18 protein-coding genes and 1 tRNA gene are annotated in these 15,725 nt (G+C 70.6%); 8 read left to right on the top strand and 11 right to left on the bottom strand.

What is annotated here, in order from left to right:
• The first annotated feature begins 8 nt into the window (after positions 1–8).
• Genes ISO16_RS14695 through ISO16_RS14685 form a run of 3 tightly spaced genes read left to right on the top strand, consistent with a single transcriptional unit; the run spans position 9 to position 2,069 of the window.
• Positions 9–326, top strand: a complete 318-nt coding sequence (locus tag ISO16_RS14695; protein WP_043802519.1) for a hypothetical protein — start codon at positions 9–11, stop codon at positions 324–326.
• Positions 323–727, top strand: coding sequence for a RidA family protein (locus tag ISO16_RS14690; RefSeq protein WP_170913996.1), 405 nt, complete (start codon positions 323–325; stop codon positions 725–727). Before ISO16_RS14695 ends, ISO16_RS14690 begins: the two co-directional genes overlap by 4 nt.
• 52 nt (positions 728–779) lie before the next feature.
• Positions 780–2,069 carry an MFS transporter gene (locus ISO16_RS14685; protein ID WP_072636479.1) on the top strand — a complete coding sequence of 430 codons (1,290 nt, stop codon included), beginning with the start codon at positions 780–782 and terminating at the stop codon, positions 2,067–2,069.
• Positions 2,070–2,123: 54 nt separating this feature from the next.
• Here ISO16_RS14685 and ISO16_RS14680 read toward each other — a convergent pair whose 3' ends face one another.
• From ISO16_RS14680 to pcaH, 6 genes are read right to left on the bottom strand one after another with little or no spacing between them, the layout of a single operon-like run.
• Entirely contained in the window at positions 2,124–3,332 is a 1,209-nt protein-coding gene (locus tag ISO16_RS14680) for an acetyl-CoA C-acetyltransferase (protein WP_072636478.1), read from the bottom strand.
• Positions 3,333–3,358: 26 nt separating this feature from the next.
• Positions 3,359–4,165, bottom strand: coding sequence for an IclR family transcriptional regulator (locus ISO16_RS14675; protein ID WP_050036044.1), 807 nt, complete (start codon positions 4,163–4,165; stop codon positions 3,359–3,361).
• Positions 4,162–5,331 (bottom strand): bifunctional 3-oxoadipate enol-lactonase/4-carboxymuconolactone decarboxylase PcaDC, encoded by a 1,170-nt coding sequence (pcaDC, locus tag ISO16_RS14670; RefSeq protein WP_072636477.1) that lies wholly within the window; start codon positions 5,329–5,331, stop codon positions 4,162–4,164. Before pcaDC ends, ISO16_RS14675 begins: the two co-directional genes overlap by 4 nt.
• Entirely contained in the window at positions 5,328–6,680 is a 1,353-nt protein-coding gene (locus tag ISO16_RS14665) for a lyase family protein (RefSeq protein ID WP_072636476.1), read from the bottom strand. The genes pcaDC and ISO16_RS14665 overlap by 4 nt, the downstream gene beginning before the upstream one ends.
• Before the next feature lie 13 nt (positions 6,681–6,693).
• The gene (pcaG, locus tag ISO16_RS14660) at positions 6,694–7,287 is read right to left on the bottom strand and encodes a protocatechuate 3,4-dioxygenase subunit alpha (RefSeq protein WP_029546484.1); all 594 of its coding nucleotides are present in this window, start codon (positions 7,285–7,287) and stop codon (positions 6,694–6,696) included.
• Positions 7,280–7,999, bottom strand: a complete 720-nt coding sequence (gene pcaH, locus ISO16_RS14655) for a protocatechuate 3,4-dioxygenase subunit beta (RefSeq protein ID WP_072636475.1) — start codon at positions 7,997–7,999, stop codon at positions 7,280–7,282. The genes pcaG and pcaH overlap by 8 nt, the downstream gene beginning before the upstream one ends.
• Positions 8,000–8,168: 169 nt before the next feature.
• Here pcaH and ISO16_RS14650 point away from each other — a divergent pair, with 169 nt between their 5' ends.
• Together ISO16_RS14650 and ISO16_RS14645 are read left to right on the top strand one after the other, a co-directional pair.
• Entirely contained in the window at positions 8,169–8,915 is a 747-nt protein-coding gene (locus tag ISO16_RS14650) for a CoA transferase subunit A (protein WP_050036039.1), read from the top strand.
• A complete protein-coding gene (locus ISO16_RS14645) occupies positions 8,912–9,565 on the top strand; it encodes a CoA transferase subunit B (protein ID WP_072636474.1) in 654 nt (217 codons plus the stop codon). The genes ISO16_RS14650 and ISO16_RS14645 overlap by 4 nt, the downstream gene beginning before the upstream one ends.
• 76 nt (positions 9,566–9,641) lie before the next feature.
• Here the strand turns inward: ISO16_RS14645 and ISO16_RS14640 are convergent, their stop codons facing one another.
• Positions 9,642–10,208, bottom strand: a complete 567-nt coding sequence (locus ISO16_RS14640) for a carboxymuconolactone decarboxylase family protein (RefSeq protein ID WP_230304358.1) — start codon at positions 10,206–10,208, stop codon at positions 9,642–9,644.
• 28 nt (positions 10,209–10,236) lie between these two features.
• Here ISO16_RS14640 and ISO16_RS14635 point away from each other — a divergent pair, with 28 nt between their 5' ends.
• The gene (locus ISO16_RS14635; protein ID WP_072636473.1) at positions 10,237–10,734 is read left to right on the top strand and encodes a MarR family winged helix-turn-helix transcriptional regulator; all 498 of its coding nucleotides are present in this window, start codon (positions 10,237–10,239) and stop codon (positions 10,732–10,734) included.
• A 104-nt stretch (positions 10,735–10,838) separates the two neighbouring features.
• Entirely contained in the window at positions 10,839–11,390 is a 552-nt protein-coding gene (locus tag ISO16_RS14630) for a peroxidase-related enzyme (protein WP_072636472.1), read from the top strand.
• Positions 11,391–11,393: 3 nt separating this feature from the next.
• Here the strand turns inward: ISO16_RS14630 and ISO16_RS14625 are convergent, their stop codons facing one another.
• The 3 genes from ISO16_RS14625 to ISO16_RS14615 form a co-directional block, all read right to left on the bottom strand.
• The gene (locus tag ISO16_RS14625; protein WP_072636471.1) at positions 11,394–12,533 is read right to left on the bottom strand and encodes an AI-2E family transporter; all 1,140 of its coding nucleotides are present in this window, start codon (positions 12,531–12,533) and stop codon (positions 11,394–11,396) included.
• A gap of 183 nt (positions 12,534–12,716) precedes the next feature.
• Positions 12,717–12,793, bottom strand: a tRNA-Met gene (locus tag ISO16_RS14620).
• Between the two features lie 12 nt (positions 12,794–12,805).
• Positions 12,806–13,546: a FadR/GntR family transcriptional regulator gene (locus tag ISO16_RS14615; protein ID WP_072636470.1), complete on the bottom strand. Its 741-nt coding sequence runs from the start codon at positions 13,544–13,546 to the stop codon at positions 12,806–12,808.
• Between the two features lie 77 nt (positions 13,547–13,623).
• Here ISO16_RS14615 and ISO16_RS14610 point away from each other — a divergent pair, with 77 nt between their 5' ends.
• Positions 13,624–14,025 (top strand): PPOX class F420-dependent oxidoreductase, encoded by a 402-nt coding sequence (locus ISO16_RS14610; protein ID WP_006940636.1) that lies wholly within the window; start codon positions 13,624–13,626, stop codon positions 14,023–14,025.
• Positions 14,026–14,032: 7 nt separating this feature from the next.
• On the opposite strand, the gene ISO16_RS14605 is transcribed toward ISO16_RS14610, so the two are convergent.
• Positions 14,033–15,700 carry an L-lactate permease gene (locus ISO16_RS14605; RefSeq protein ID WP_072636469.1) on the bottom strand — a complete coding sequence of 556 codons (1,668 nt, stop codon included), beginning with the start codon at positions 15,698–15,700 and terminating at the stop codon, positions 14,033–14,035.
• Positions 15,701–15,725: the final 25 nt, after the last annotated feature.

The raw sequence follows: 15,725 nt of genomic DNA, 5'->3' as shown, positions 1-15,725 counted from the left end.
GCGGGACCATGATGCTCACCGTGGTCCTGCGGCACGATCAGAGCCGGAACCTCGAACAGTTGCAGGGCCGGCTCGACGACGCGGACTGGTGGCACGGGTTCCCGCCCGAGGGGTGCGAGGTCGTCTCGTGGGTGGTCGCGATGGGGATCGGGCAGATCGTGACCCTGCGGCTGCCCGCCGATCGGCTGGCCGCCGTCAACGTCGAACTCGAGCGCCGCGCGTGGGGCGTGTTCCGCACCGAGTGCTACCCGACCTACGACTTCGTGCCGGTGCGGGAGCGGCTGACCCGCGAATCCGACGAACGTCGCGGCGCGGTGCTCCGATGACCCGGGTGGGTCACCCGGCCGTTCCGGAGCCGCCGCGGCTGGACATGTTCAGCAACGCCCGCGTCGTCGGCCGGCACTTCTTCGTCTCCGGCATGCACGCCGGCACCCCCGACGGTCCCGTCGGCGGTGCCGACGTCTACCGCCAGGCGCGGGAGGCGTTCCGACGCACCCGCGCGCTGGTGGAAGCCTGCGGCGCGCAGGTCGACGACATCCTCGCGCTGCGCATCTACGTCACGGACATCGGAGCCAAGGCCGCCGTCGGGCGGGCCCGCGCCGAGGTGTTCCGCGGCGACTTCCCGTGCTCGACCCTGGTCGCGGTGTCGGCCCTGGTCGAGGACGGCCTCAGCGTCGAGGTCGAAGCACAGGGAATCATCTCGGCGGCCGCGACGGCGGACGCGTAACCTTCTGATTCGACGCCCCTGGCAGGGCATCGACCGACCCGAGGACGCCACCATGCGCGGACCCAACACCACATCGTCCACTTCCCGAACCGACGAGGCAGCGCCGAACTGGCCCGTCCTCGTCCTGACCTTCGTCGCCGTCGTCCTCGACGGTTACGACACGATCGCCCTGGGCCTGTCGGTCCCGGCGCTCGCGAAGGACTGGGACGTCGCCCCGTCCCACTTCACCCCCGCACTGTCCCTGACCAGCGTCGGCGTGGCACTCGGTTACCTCGCCTGCGGCCGGATCGTCGCACGGTTCGGCGCCCGGCGCGTCGTGCTGGCCGCAGTGGTGGTGTTCACCGTCGGCTCGCTGCTGACCGCGTTCGCGTCGACGATCACCGAACTCACCGCCCTGCGCGTGCTGACCGGCCTCGGCCTCGGTGCGGTCCTGCCGGCGGCCGTCTCCCACGCGACGGCCCTCAATCCCGCCCGGCTGCGGCAGTCGATCGCCGTGTTCGTCACCATGGGCATCTCCCTCGGTGCGCTGATCGCCGGGGTGCTGGGCACGCGCCTGATCGGCGCGTTCGGCTGGGAATCGGTGTTCCTCGTCGGCGCCGCGGCCTCGGCCGTCCTGTTGCCGCTGCTGTGGATCGGCCTCCCCGACGGACGCGCCGCCGCCGGCGAGCCCGCGCCGGCCGCCGCCGCGACCGCGTCGGCGGTGCGCGAGGCGTCCGTCGCGCGCCTGTTCGACCCGGGGCTGCGGAGCCGCACGCTGCTGCTGTGGGGCTTCTCGTTCCTGATGTTCACCGTGTACTACGTCTTCTCGTCGTGGTTGCCGACGCTGCTGACGAGCTACGGGTTCTCGGCTGGGCTGGCACCGTTGGGCTCGGCCGCGCTCGGGGTCGGCAGCATCGTCGGTGCGGCGGTCCTCATGATCGGTGCGCTGCGGTTCCGGATGTCGTCGGTGCTCCTGGTCACCACGTCGCTGGCGATCGTCTTCCTCGTCGTGTCCGCGTTCCTCGGTCCCGACAAGGTGCTCTTGCTGATCGTGTTCGGCGGCGTGGGCCTCGGCATCCAGGCCGGCATGATCGGTCAGACCGCGCTGTCGGTGTCGATGTACCCGCAGGGGACTGCGACGACCGCGGTCGGCTGGTCCGCGTCCATGGGACGGCTCGGCTCGGTCGTCGGCCCGGTGGTGGGCGGCGCGCTCATCGGCCTCGGCGTCCCGACCGGCACCATCGTGCTGGTGGCGTGCGTTCCGGTCCTGGCCGCCCTGGTCCTCATCGCGGTGCTCGGCTGGATCACCGCTCCGAAGACCCTCTCGAAGTCGGCACCGGCGGCCGTGCCCGCAGGCCGCTGACGCGGCCGGTGTGTCCTTCGGGCTGCTGGAACAGCCCGAAGGACACACGGGCGTTTACGCCCTCTCGAACACCGCGGCCAGGCCCTGGCCGCCGCCGATGCACATCGTCTCGAGGCCGTAGCGGCCCTCCCGGCGGTCGAGCTCGCGCAGCAGGGTGGCGAGGATGCGGCCGCCGGTCGCGCCGACGGGGTGGCCGAGCGAGATGCCCGACCCGTGGGGGTTCAGGCGCGCATCGTCGGGCTCGAGGCGCCAGCTGCGGGTCACGGCGAGGGTCTGCGCGGCGAACGCCTCGTTGAGCTCGATCACGTCCATGTCCGCCAGGCTCAGGCCGAGGCGGCCGAGGGCCTTCTCCGTGGCCGGGACCGGGCCGATGCCCATGGTGCGCGGCGGCACCCCGGCCACCGCCCAGCTCGCCAGCCGGGCCAGCGGGCGCAGGCCCAGCTGCGCGGCCTTCTCGGCGGTGGTGACGATCGCCAGCGCGGCACCGTCGTTCTGACCGCTGGCGTTGCCGGCGGTGACGGTCGACTCCGGGTCGATCCTGCCGCGGATCGGGCGCAGCTTGGCGAGGGATTCGACGCTGGTGTCGGCGCGCGGATGCTCGTCGGTGTCGACGACGAGCGGATCACCCTTGCGCTGGGGCACGGCCACCGGGACGATCTCCTGCGCGAACACGCCGTCCTTCTGCGCGGCCACGGCGCGCTGGTGCGACTGGACCGCCAGGGCGTCCTGGTCGGCGCGGCTGATGGCGAACTCGGCGCGCAGGTTCTCGGCCGTTTCGATCATGCCGCCCGGCACGGGGAAGTCCCGGCCGCCGGCGGTGACCCGGGCGCGGGCCAGACGGTCGGACAGGGCCACGGCCTCACCCTTGACACCCCAGCGCATGCCGGTGGCGTAGAACTCGGCCTGGCTCATGGACTCGGCACCACCCGCGAGGATCAGGTCGCTGCCGCCGGACTGGACCTGCATGACGGCCTGCAGGACGGCCTGCAGCCCCGAGCCGCAGCGACGGTCGACCTGCTGGCCCGGAACCTCCACGCCGAGACCGGCGTTGAGGGCGGCGACGCGGCCGAGGGCGGGAGCTTCCCCGTTGGGCGAGGCCTGGCCGAGGATCACGTCGTCGACGTCGGAGCCGGAGATACCGGTGCGGGCGACGAGCTCGCGAATCACGGTGGCGGCGAGGTCTTCCGGTGCGACGTCCTTCAGGACGCCACCGAAGCGGCCGACGGGGGTACGGAGGGGTTCGCAGATCACTACGTCGCGCATGGCAGTTTCCTTGTCGATATTCGGGGTCAGTGCTTCTGGGTCCGGGCGAGATCGGCCGAGATCGCCGCTGCCGTCTCGATCACGGCGGGCACGAGTTCGCTCCGCACGGCGTCGAGGCTGTAGCGGGCGGCCTGGGTGGAGATGTTCACGGCGGCGACGACGCCGCCGGAGGCGTCGCGGATGGGCGCGGCCAGCGAGCGGAGCCCTTCCTCGAGTTCCTGGTCGACGATGCAGTAGCCGTCGCGCCGGATCCGGTCGAGCTCGGCGCGCAACCCGTCGGCCGTGATCAGGGTGCGGGAGGTGAGCGGCTCGAGCGTCGCGGTGGCGAGGTAGGCGTCGAGTTCGGCGGGGGAGAGCCCGGCGAGCAGGACGCGCCCCATCGAGGTGGCGTGCGCGGGAAAGCGCGTGCCGATGGTGATGGAGACGGTCATGATGCGGCTGACCGGAACCCGCGCGACGTAGACGACGTCGCCACCGTCGAGCACCGACACCGACGTCGACTCGTGGACGTTCTTCGCCAGCGCCTCGAGGTGCGGGCGTGCCACCTCCGGCAGCGTCAGGCTCGACAGGTAGCTGTAGCCGAGCTCGAGCACGCGCGGGGTCAGCCAGAACTGGGAGCCGTCCGTACGTACGTATCCGAGCTCGACCAGCGTGAGCAGGAACCGTCGCGCGGTGGCCCGGGTCAGGTCGGTGGCCCTGGCCACCTCGCTGAGGGTGCGCCGGGGGTGCTCGGCGTCGAACGCCTTGATGACGGACAGTCCGCGCGCGAGCGACTGCACGTAGTCCGGCGACGCTGCGGTCGCCGCGATCGGGTCGCCGTCGGTGATCGTCATGGTGTGGTGCTCCCCTCGCCGTCTGCGAGCGCCTGCCTGCCGAGCGCGAACGCCCGGTTGCTGTTCGGCACTCCCGCGTAGATCGCGGTGTGCAGGAATACTTCCACGAGCTCGTCGGGGTCGAGACCGGCGCGCAGGGCCGCCCGGATGTGCATGTCGAGTTCGTGCTCGTTGCCGACGGCGGTGAGGATCGCCAGCGTCAGCAGCCGGCGGGTGTGATGGTCCAGTCCGGGCCGGGACCAGACGTCGCCCCACGCGGTGCGGGTGATGAAGTCCTGGAACGGCTCGGTGAACGCGGTGGCCGCCGACATCGCCCGGTCGACGTGCGCGTCGCCGAGCACCGAGCGCCGGACCCGCATGCCCTGTTCGAAGGCGGCGGTGCGCTGCGCCCCGGCCGGGGTGGCGCGGGCGATGTGCTCGCGGATCAGGGCGGTGATCCGGCCCGCCTGTTCGACGTTGGCCAGGTGCGCGCCCGGGTCGACGACGTGGAAGGCGGCGCCGGCGATGCCGTCGGCGATCTGCTCCATGACGGCCGGCGGGGTGGCCGGGTCCTGGGCACCGGCGACGACGAGGGTCGGCGCGACGATGCGGGCGAGGTCGGGGCGCCCGTCCCACGTGGCCAGCGCCTCACAGCACGCGGCGTAGCCCTCGTCGCTGGTGCCCGCCACCATCTCGACGTGGCGTGCGACCAGGTCGGGGTCGCGTTCGGCGAGGCCCGGGGTGAACCAGCGGCCGACGATGGACTCGGCGATGGACGCCAGCCCGTCGGCGCGGACCGTGGCGGCGCGGTCGAGCCACGGCTGGGCCGGGGCGAAGGCGGCGGACGTGCACAGCAGGGTCAGGGTGCGGACGCGTTCGGGGTGGTGCGCGGCGAGCCACTGGCCGACGGCGCCGCCGAGCGACAGGCCCACGAAGTGCACCGAGCCGAGGCCGAGCGAGTCGAGCAGCGCGACGACGTCACCGCCGAGATCGGCCATCGTGTAGGGACCGGCGACGACGGGGGACTTGCCGTGCCCGCGGTGGTCGACGGCGACGACGTGGGCGATCGGGGACAGCGCGGTGATCTGCGGCGCCCACATCGACAGGTCGGAGCCGAGCGACCCGAGCAGCACCACCGGGGGAGCGGTGGGGTCGCCGTGCTGTTCGTAGTTGAGCGTGACGGTCATGCCTGTCCTCCAAGGGGCCGGTCGGCGGTGGTGTCGTGGTGGGCCAGGGCACGGTCGACGAGGTCGCCGGCATGGCCGAGGTAGCGGGTGGGGTCGAGCAGGGCGCGGACCCGGTCGGCGCCGAGGTGCTCGACGATGCCGGGATCGCGGTCGAGCGGAGTGCCGGCGCGGGCCGCCGCGGTGACGATCTCGCGCGCCGAGCCGGTGTGCTCGGACAGCGCCGCGGCGACCTTCTCCGCGAGGATCGCCCCGCCGGTGAGTTCGAGGTTGCGGGTCAACGCGTCGGCGTGGACGTGCAGCCCGGTCAGGCTGACCGAAAGCTGATGGGCCGCACCGCCGGTCAACCGGAGCAGGTCGGTGAGCGTCTCCCACTCGGCATGCCAGGCGCCCGCGGCGCGGGCGAACTCGTGGTCCGTCGACGCGAGGGCGGTCGCGACGAGGCCGGGCACGCGCCGCGCGGCCGCCCGGGCGGTGATCGCCGCGACCGGATTGCGCTTGTGCGGCATCGCCGACGATCCGCCCGGCGCGTCCTCGCTGACCTCGCCGAGTTCGGTTGCGGCCATGAGGACGACGTCGGTGGCGGGCTTGGCGACCGCGCCCGCGGCGACCCCCAGGGCGACCGCGAGCCCGGTCACGGGGGTACGCGCGGTGTGCCACGGCACGAGGGGCCTGGCCAGCCCGAGCAGGTCCGCCAGGGTGTCCGCGAACGCGAGGCCGTCCGGGTGCACTGCGGCGAGAGTGCCTGCTGCGCCGCCGTATTGGGCGGGCAGCGAGACGAGGGCGCGGTCGAGCGAGGCGGTGGCGTCGTCGAGCGCGACGAGCCACGTCGCGGCGAGGGCCCCGAACGTGGTGGGCAGCGCCTGCTGCCCGAGGGTGCGCGCGACCATCGGGGTGTCACGGTGCCGGCGGGCCAGGCGTGCCGTCGCCTCGGCGGCGCCGCGCAACTCGGCGACGACGAGCCGGCCGGCCTTGTGCGCCAGCAACATCAGCGCGGTGTCGAGTACGTCCTGGCTCGTGGCCCCGACGTGCACCGCGGCGGCAGGGGCCTGCGCGCGCTCCCGCAGGATCTTCACCAGGGGGATCACCGGATTGCCCCCGGCCGCGGAGAGCCGGCCCAGTTCGGCCGGGTCCAGTTCGCGGGTGAGTTCCCCGGCCGCCGCGGCGACGGCCGTGACGTCGGCGGCGGTGGCGCGACCGTGCTTCTCGGCGGCGCGCGTGATCGCCACCTCGACGTCGAGCAGGGCGGCGATCCACGCCCGGTCGGACAGCAGCGGTGCGAGGTCGCCGGCCCCGAACACAGGGTCGAAGAGGGCACCGCGGGTATTGTCGGACTGCGCCGGCACGGTCAAGGCACGCTCCCGTCTAGATCGCGAAGAACGGCGTCTCCACACCGTTCGGATCGAGGTCCTGAACGTACACGGTCCAGGCGTAGCCGTCGTCGGACTTGTCGGCGATCAGCTTGTGCCGCTGCGACTCCGGCAGCGCGGTGAGCACCGGGTCGGAGGCGTGCGCGGCGAGGTCCTCCGGGAAGTACATGCGGGTGCAGAGGCGGTCGAGCATGCCGCGCGCGAAGATCCCGACGTTCAGGTGCGGCGCCTCGTCGGCCTCGGTGTCGGACTCGTGGGCGCCGGGCTTGATCGTGTGGATCGCGGCGGTGCCGGTGCCGTCGGCGGCGCTGCGGGCGAAGCCGCGGAAGCCCTCGGCGCCGAACCGGCCCTCGGCGTCGGCCTGCCAGGTCTCGACCATGGCGTCGGCGATCGGCTCGCGGTTCCCGTCGATCACGGTGATGCGCACGGTGATCCGGCCGGGGGTGTCGGCGGGGACGACGTCCGCGCCGTCGGCCCACTCGAGGCCGATCTTCCAGTACGGACCGACGGTCTGCGACGGTGTGGGACCGAAGGCGGCGGTGCTCTGGTCGCCCGGGGTGACGGGGTAACGAGGAGCGAACTCACTCATCGTCGTCCTCCTCGTTCTCGAAGGGGGTGGCCTCGCGTCCGCGCAGGACGATGTCGAAGCGGAAGCCGAGGGCCCAGTTGTCGACGGTGGCGTCGTAGTCGAAGACGCTGACCATCCGGTGCCGCGCCTCGGCGGGCACCGCGTTGTAGATGGGGTCCTGGAAGAACATCGGGTCGTCGGGGAAGTACATCTGGGTGACGAGCCGCTGCGTGAACGCCGTGCCGAACAACGAGAAGTGGATGTGGGCGGGACGCCAGGCGTTGTGGTGGTTGCGCCACGGGTAGGCCCCGGGCTTGACGGTGGTGAACCGGTATCGGCCCGCCGCGTCGGTGACGCAGCGGCCGACGCCGTTGAAGAACGGGTCCAGCGGGGCGGGCCAGTTGTCGTCGACGTGCCGGTAGCGGCCGGCGGCGTTGGCCTGCCACACCTCGAGCAGCGCGTGGGGGACGGGCTTGCCGTTGCCGTCGAGGACGCGGCCGTGCACGATGATGCGCTGGCCGGCGGCCTCGCCGCCGTTGGCGATGCTCAGGTCGGCGTCCCCCTCCTGCACGCGGTCCTCGCCGAAGACCGGCCCGGTGAGCTCGCCGAGCCGCTGTGGGACGAGCGTGAGCGGCTGCGCCGGGCGGCGCAGCGCGGTGGTCCGGTAGTCGGGGAAGTCGAGCGGCGGGTGCACGCCGTCGGGGCGGGCGAAGCGGGGCGGCAGGTGAAGCATGGGACCTCGGTGTTCGATGCGTGTTCGCGATATGGACGGAAGGACGCTATGCGTACGAGGCTAGTGGGTCGTCCTGGCCGAATCAATATTCCCAAATGAAACAGTCTCGAAATGGTTCGTATCACGGACGGGGGTTCACATTACGCACAACTGCCGCTATCGTAGAGGCATGGACAAAGTCGTTGCCACCGCCGCCGAGGCCGTAGCCGACATCCCGAACGGCGTCACCATCGCCGTGGGCGGATTCGGTCTGGTCGGCGTCCCGGAAATCCTGATCAACGCGCTGCTCGAGCAGGGCGCCACCGACCTCGAGACGGTCAGCAACAACTGCGGCACCGACGGCTTCGGCCTCGGGGTGCTGCTGGAGAAGGGCCGCATCCGCCGCACCATCTCCTCCTACGTCGGCTCCAACAAGGAGTTCGCGCGGCAGTACCTCTCCGGCGAGCTCGAGGTGGAGCTGACCCCGCAGGGCACCCTCGCGGAGCGGCTGCGCGCCGGCGGCGCCGGCATCCCCGCGTTCTTCACCCCCGCGGGTGTCGGCACCCAGGTCGAGGAGGGTGGCCTGCCGCTGCGCTACGACGGCAAGGGCGGTATCGCCGTCGCGTCCCCGCCGAAGGAGACCCGCGAGTTCGACGGCGAGACCTACGTCATGGAACGCGGAATCGTCGCCGACTACGCCCTGGTCCACGCCTGGAAGGGCGACCGGCACGGCAACCTCGTCTACCGCACGAGCGCCCGCAACTTCAACCCGCCCGCCGCCACGTCGGGCCGCATCACCATCGCGCAGGTCGAGCACCTCGTCGAACCCGGCGAGCTCGACCCCAACGAGATCCATACTTCCGGCATCCACGTCCAGCGCGTCGTGCACGTCGGCCCCGTCACTGTCGGCATCGAGAATCGGACGGTCCGTTCATGACCCAGGCAGCCACCACCATCCAGAAGCTCACCCGTGAGCAGATGGCCGCGCGCGTGGCCGCGGAACTCTCGGACGGCCAGTACGTCAACCTCGGCATCGGCATGCCGACCCTGGTGCCCAACTACCTCGACCCGGACGTCGAGGTGATCCTGCACTCGGAGAACGGCGTGCTCGGTGTCGGGCCGTATCCGACCGAGGATGAGCTCGACCCCGAGCTCATCAACGCCGGCAAGGAGACCATCACGGTCATCCCCGGGGCCTCGTTCTTCGACTCGGCGGAGTCCTTCGGCATGATCCGCGGCGGACAGATCGACGTCGCCGTCCTCGGCGCGATGCAGGTCTCCGCCAAGGGCGACATCGCCAACTGGATGATCCCCGGCGCGATGGTCAAGGGCATGGGCGGCGCGATGGACCTCGTCCACGGCGCCAAGCGCGTCATCGTGATGATGGAGCACGTCACCAAGAAGGGCGAGCCCAAGATCTTCGAGGAGTGCACCCTGCCGCTCACCGGCAAGCACTGCGTCCAGCGGATCATCACCGACATGGCGGTCATCGACGTCACCGACGAGGGCCTGAAGCTCGTCGAGACCGCGCCCGGCGTGAGTGTCGACGACGTTCTGGCCGCGACCGCCGCGACGCTCATCGTCTGACCCTTCCTCCCCTGACGGGCCGAATGTCACACGGGTTCGATCTGACTGAACCCGTGTGACATTCGGCCGTCTGCGTTTACGGGGCGACCTCCTCGCGTCGCCACGCGAACGGCGCGAGCGGCGGGTCCAGCTCGGCGGCGGTGAGGCGGTTGGCGAGCGTCGAGAGGGTGAAGGTGCCGACGCCGAGGACCACCTCGAGGGCGTTGCGCGCCGTGAACCCCGCCGCGGTGAACTCGGCCCACCGGTCGTCGGGCACCGCACCGGCCGAATCGAGTACCGCCAGGGTGAACCTCCGCAGGACCTCGAGTCGTTCGTCGGCGAGGGCCCGGCCGGTGCGCAGTGCGTCGACGAGGTCCCCGGGTGCGCCCATCCTGGTGAGCTTCGCGCTGTGCAGGGCGACACACACGTGGCATTCGTTGCGGGTGGCGATCGTCAGCACCAGCACCTCCCGTTCGATCTCGCCGAGGCTGCTGCGCTCGAACAGTGCGTTGGCGCGGGTGAAGGCCGACAGCAGTGCGGGGGATTCGGCCATGAGCGCGACGGGGTCGGGCACGAATCCGAACTCTCGTCCGATCGCCGACATGATCGGCCGGGCTGCGGACGGCGCGGTCTCGGCGCTGTGGCGGGTGAAGGTGGTGGGCATCGAACCGTCCTCCGTTAAGATAGACAACATGGTTGACGGAACGGTAAACCAAGTTGTCGAATCCGTGCAAGGCCCCGGCTACGAGCTGCCACTCCTGCTGTTCGCGGGATTCCGTGCCCTGGTCGACGCTCTGCATCGGCAGCTCGCCGAGGAGGGGCATCCGGACGTGCGCCCCGCGCACGGCTTCGCGATGCAGGCCATCGGAACCGCCGGCGCCTCGGCCAGCGAGATCGGCCGCCGTCTCGGCGTGTCCAAACAGGCGGCGGGCAAGACGGTGGATCGGCTCGAGCAACTCGGGTACGTGCGGCGGGAGGCGGATCCGTCCGATGCGCGCGCGAAGACCGTCGTCCTCACCGACCGAGGCCTCGACTGCCTCCGGCGCTCCGCGGCGATCTTCGACGAACTCCGTGGCCGGTGGGGCCGGACGTTGGGCTCCGAGCGCCTGCGGCGGCTCGAAGCCGATCTGCGCACGGTCGCCGGCGCCGAGGGCTTCCGTCTCGATGCGCAGGCGTGGTTCGACCGGTGACCGCCGTGGCGCGGCGATCTGGACAACTCGGTTAATTCCGGTTAACTTCAGGGTCCGTTGTCCCGACCGGCCCAGGAGACCTTGTGAGCACGCGCTTTCCCGCCATGGAACTGAAGGATCTGCCCGGGGACATCGCAGAGCGCGTCCTCGAAGTGCAGGAGAAGTCGGGGTTCGTGCCCAACGTGTTCCTCACTTTCGCGCGACGTCCCGCCGAGTGGCGGGCCTTCTTCGCGTACCACGACGCGATCATGTTGCGGGAGGACTCCGGCCTGACCAAGGGCGACCGGGAGATGATCGTCACCACGATCTCCGCCGCCAACAACTGCCTGTACTGCGTCGTGGCGCACGGCGCGATCCTGCGGATCTACGAGAAGAAGCCGACGGTGGCCGACCAGGTGGCGGTCAACTACCGCACCGCCGACATCGAACCGCGGCAGCGCGCGATGCTCGACTTCGCCACCAAGGTCAACGAGCGTGCCTACGACGTCGACGAGGCCGACTTCGCAGCCCTGCACGCCCACGGCTTCACCGACGAGGACGCCTGGGACATCGCCGCGATCACCGCGTTCTTCGGCCTGAGCAACAAGATGGCCAGCGTGACCGGGATGATGCCCAATCCCGAGTTCTATCTCATGGGCCGGGTGCCGCGGCAGTAACGTTCAGCCGTCCTCGTCGTCGCGGGGTTCCGGCTCGGGCTTCGTCCTGCCGGTGGGGTCGACGACGAGATCGTAGCGGCGTCCGTATGTTTCGACCAACGCCTGCAGCACGGCGACGACGGGGACCGACACCAGCGCCCCGATCGCACCGAACAGCGACGCGCCGACGATCACCGAACCGAATGCGACGGCCGGGTGGATCGACACGGTCTTCGACGTGATCCGCGGGTGCAGCACGTAGTTCTCGACCTGCTGATAGGCAGTGCCGAACAACACCACCCACAGCCCGTCGATCGGCTGGTTGGCCGCGGCGATGATCGCCGGCAGCGCGATCGCGAGATACGTCCCGAGGGTGGGCACGAACTGCGACACGACCCCGGTCCACAGCGCGAGCGGCAGCCAGTACGGCACACCGATCGCCATCAGGAAGATGCCGGTGCCCACGGCGCTGACCGCACCCAGGATGAGCCGCGAGACGACGTATCCGCCGGCCTTCTCGACGGAGGTCTCCCACACCGTCGAGATCACCTGCTGCTGCCGGGCCGGGAACCAGCTCGAGATCGTGCGGCGCATCGCCGGTCCCTCGGCCGACATGTAGAACACGAACAGCAGCATCGTCATGGCCTGGAAGACCACTCCCACCACAGACGACACCACCCCCAGGACCCCGGGGGTGAACCGCTGGACCAGTTCCCGGACGGTCTCCGGGGTCAGGCGGAGGAGCTCCGGACCGGTGGCGAAATTCGTGTCGAAGACGCGGTTGGCCCATTCGGTGACCGCGGTGAGGGCGTCCGGCAGGGCCTTCAACAGCTGGCCCAGCTGCTCGACGAACAGGGTGCCGAACAGCGCGACGAACCCGATCGCGAAGGCCAGCAGAGAGAAGAGCACCAGGCCGGTGGCGGCGCCGCGCCGCATGCCGACGCGTTCGAGCCAGTCGACGACCGGCTCGAGGGTGATGCTCAGCAACCACGCCAGGAACAGCAGGCCCAGGAAGCCGCGCAGGTTGTGGAACAGCCAACCCGAGAGCTGGTAGGCGGCGACGGCGAACAGCACGTACAAGATCGTCGGCCGCAGCCAGCGGGGAGCACGCCGGCCGGCGTTCTCACGCTGCGCCGGTCGCCCGCCCGGGTCGTCCTCGCTCATCGCACACTCCGCGGTCGCCCGACTGTTCCGTACACAGCGGGAATGTACTCGCCTGCCCACCGCGGCTCGGAGCGAATGTATCGGTCGCTACCGCTGTCGAGATGAGCGATACATTCGCTCGGCCCACAGGGTTCGCACGGGACAACGAAACCGGCCCGGACTCGTGAGAGTCCGGGCCGGTGGTGGTAGCGGGGACAGGATTTGAACCTGCGACCTCTGGGTTATGAGCCCAGCGAGCTACCGAGCTGCTCCACCCCGCGTTGCATCGCCAACTATACACGAGGTCGGGGGTGCTCGCGTTCAGGGGCGTCCGGGCGCCCCAGGCTCTCCGCGTAGTAGCCGCGAATGTGCTCGACGATACGGGCGCGGGCCAGCTCGGGATCGCCCGCCCGAACGGCTTCGAGCAGCCCGCGATGCTCGCAGCGCAGCCGGGTGCACGTCGTGGGCCAGGTGGTCAGAGGGGCGCCGGCGAGCACGTAGCTTTCGATCGAGTCGCGCAGGCCCGTCATCATCGCCGCGATCACCTGGTTTCCGGCCGCGTCCGCCATCGCGATGTGGAACCGGGCGTCGAGCACCAGGAATTCGTGTGCGGCGAGCGTCGCCTCGTCCATCGCGTCGAGCAGTTGCTCGGCGTGCGACAGGTCCGGGGTGGGGTCGCTCGCGGCCAGCGCGCGCATCACCTCGGTCTCGAGGACGAGACGGGTCTGCACCACGTCCGACACCGGGAAATTCTGCGCTGCCACCTGCAGGCGCATGAGCATGGACATACCGCCGGTGGGCCGCGAGACGATCATCGCGCCCGCGGTGGGCCCGGAGCCGGTCTGCGCGGTGAGCAACCCGAGCGCTTCCATCACGCGCAGTGCCTCCCGCACCGACGAACGGCCCACCCCGAGCTCGGCGGCCAGGACGCGTTCCCCGGGCAACCGCTGGCCGGGGGCGAGGTGTCCCGAGACCAGTTGCTGCTCGAGGTGGTTCAACACGGTCTCCCATGCGCGGGGCTCGGACTGCGACATGGTGCGAGCCTATGCCGTTTGCCGGTCGCACCGAACGCGCGGATCCTGGGAGACAGTGATCGTCGTGAGGAGCAGTCATGACCGAACCGATTCCTCCCGAGCTCGAACCGTTCGTCGCCGAGAAGGTGGTGCTGCTGCAGACCCGGAAACGGGACGGCAGCTGGGTCGACACCCCCGTCAACATCGCGGTGCGGGGCGATCGCGCCTATTTCCGTACGCCCGGGCGGGCATCGAAGAACAAGCGGTTGAAGAACTTTCCCGAGGTACGCATCAGCCCGTGCACGTGGCGGGGGCGGGTCACCGGATCCGCGGTCGAGGCCACCGCCCGGCTGCTGTCGGGCGCCGAGTCGGTGGCCGCGGCACGCGCGATCGACCGCAAGTATCCGGTGCTGCAGCGCTACCTGGTGCGTGCCGCCCACAAGGTCATGCGCACGCCCACACTGCACTACGAGCTGACCGGGCTGCACCCGCCCCGGTAGTGCCGGCTCACGGCAGCATCCACGACAGCACCGGAGTCGACTGGAGATACACCAGCACACACAACAGCGCGAGCATCCCGACGCTGTAGCCGACGACCTTGCGCAGCAGCAGCGGCTCGCTGCCCGGCCGGGCGACTGCGGTCGCCGCGATGGTGAGGTTCTGCGGGCTGATCAGCTTGCCGACGACACCGCCGGAGGTGTTCGCCGCGACCAGCAGTGTCGGATCGATACCCGCGGCCTGGCCCGCTGTCTGCTGCAGCCGCGCGAACAGCGCGTTCGCCGAGGTGTCCGAGCCGGTGACGGCGGTACCCAGCCAGCCGAGGATCGGCGACAGCAACGCGAAGATCGCGCCGGTGCCGGCGAGCCACGTACCGATCGCGACGGTCTGCCCGGAGTGGTTCATCACGTACGCCAGTCCGAGCACCGTCGCCACTGTGGCGATGGAAATCCGCATCTTCCACAGTGTTTCGCCGAAGGTGCGGAAGGTGAGCCGGACGGTCATCGGGAACCGCCCGTCGCCGCTGCGCACCGTGTACACGACGCCGACGATGATCCCCGAGAGCAGCAGGAGTGTGCCGGGATTCGACAGCCACGGCAGCGTGTAGATCGCCCCGGTCGACGGATCCCCGCTCGCGGTGAGCAGATTCCCGTACAGCCCGGGCCACTCGATCTTGATGTCGGTGCCCGACAGCCACTTCGGCACGTCGAGGCCGAGGGTCCACAGCTTGGCGATGCCGAACACCACGATGACGAGCAGGTACGGGAACAGGGCCATTGCCGTGCGCACGGCGCCGATCGGTTCGGCCGTGACGTGCGAATGCTGGTCCTCGGGCGTGGTGGGCCGCCAGAACCGCAGCATGAGGACGGCGGCGGCGAGCCCGACGAGGGACGCGACGACGTCGGTGAGTTCGTACGAGAAGTTGCTCGAGCACCAGTACTGGGCGACCGCGAAGGCGAAACCGGTGACCAGCGCGATCGGCCACACCTGCCGGACGCCGCGCCGGCCGTCGACCAGCAGCAGCAACAGCAACGGCACGAACCACGCCAGGACCGGCGTCTGCCGGCCGACGACGGCCGCGATCTCGGTCGACGGGATGCCGGTGAGGTTGCCGGCGGTGGTGATCGGAATTGCCATGGCGCCGAACGCAACCGGTGCGGTGTTCGCGACGAGCACGGTGACGGCGGCGCGGATCGGGGGCATTCCGATCGCGATGAGCATCGCGCCGGTGATGGCGACCGGTGCGCCGAATCCGGCGAGGGCCTCGAGCATGCCGCCGAAGCAGAATGCGATGAGCATCGCCTGGATGCGCATGTCGCCGTGACCGACCGAGCTGAACACGTGCCGCAAGTCCTCGAAACGTCCACTGACAACGGTGAGTTCGTAGAACCAGATTGCGGTCACCACGATCCACATGACCGGGAACAGGCCGAACGTGATGCCCTGCAGCGCGGACAGTCCGGCCAGCGGCGCCGGCATGCCGAAGCCGACGACGGCGACGACGAGCGCGACGGCGAGCGCGCCGAGCCCGGAGTACCAGGCCTTGAGCTTGAGGCCGGCGAGCAGCACGAAGAACGTCAGCAGGGGGACCAGGCCCAGCAGGGCCGTCGCGGTGAGGTTGCCGGCGACGGCGGTGGTCGACGGCGTGTACGTCACCGCCAGCAGTTCGGTTTCCACATGAAACTCCCGGTTTGCGCCGCGG

This window comes from Rhodococcus sp. M8 (assembly GCF_015654185.1).
Lineage (GTDB): Bacteria > Actinomycetota > Actinomycetes > Mycobacteriales > Mycobacteriaceae > Rhodococcus > Rhodococcus aetherivorans.
Note: the sequence above shows the minus strand (reverse complement) of the source record. Positions and strands in the feature narration are given on the sequence as shown.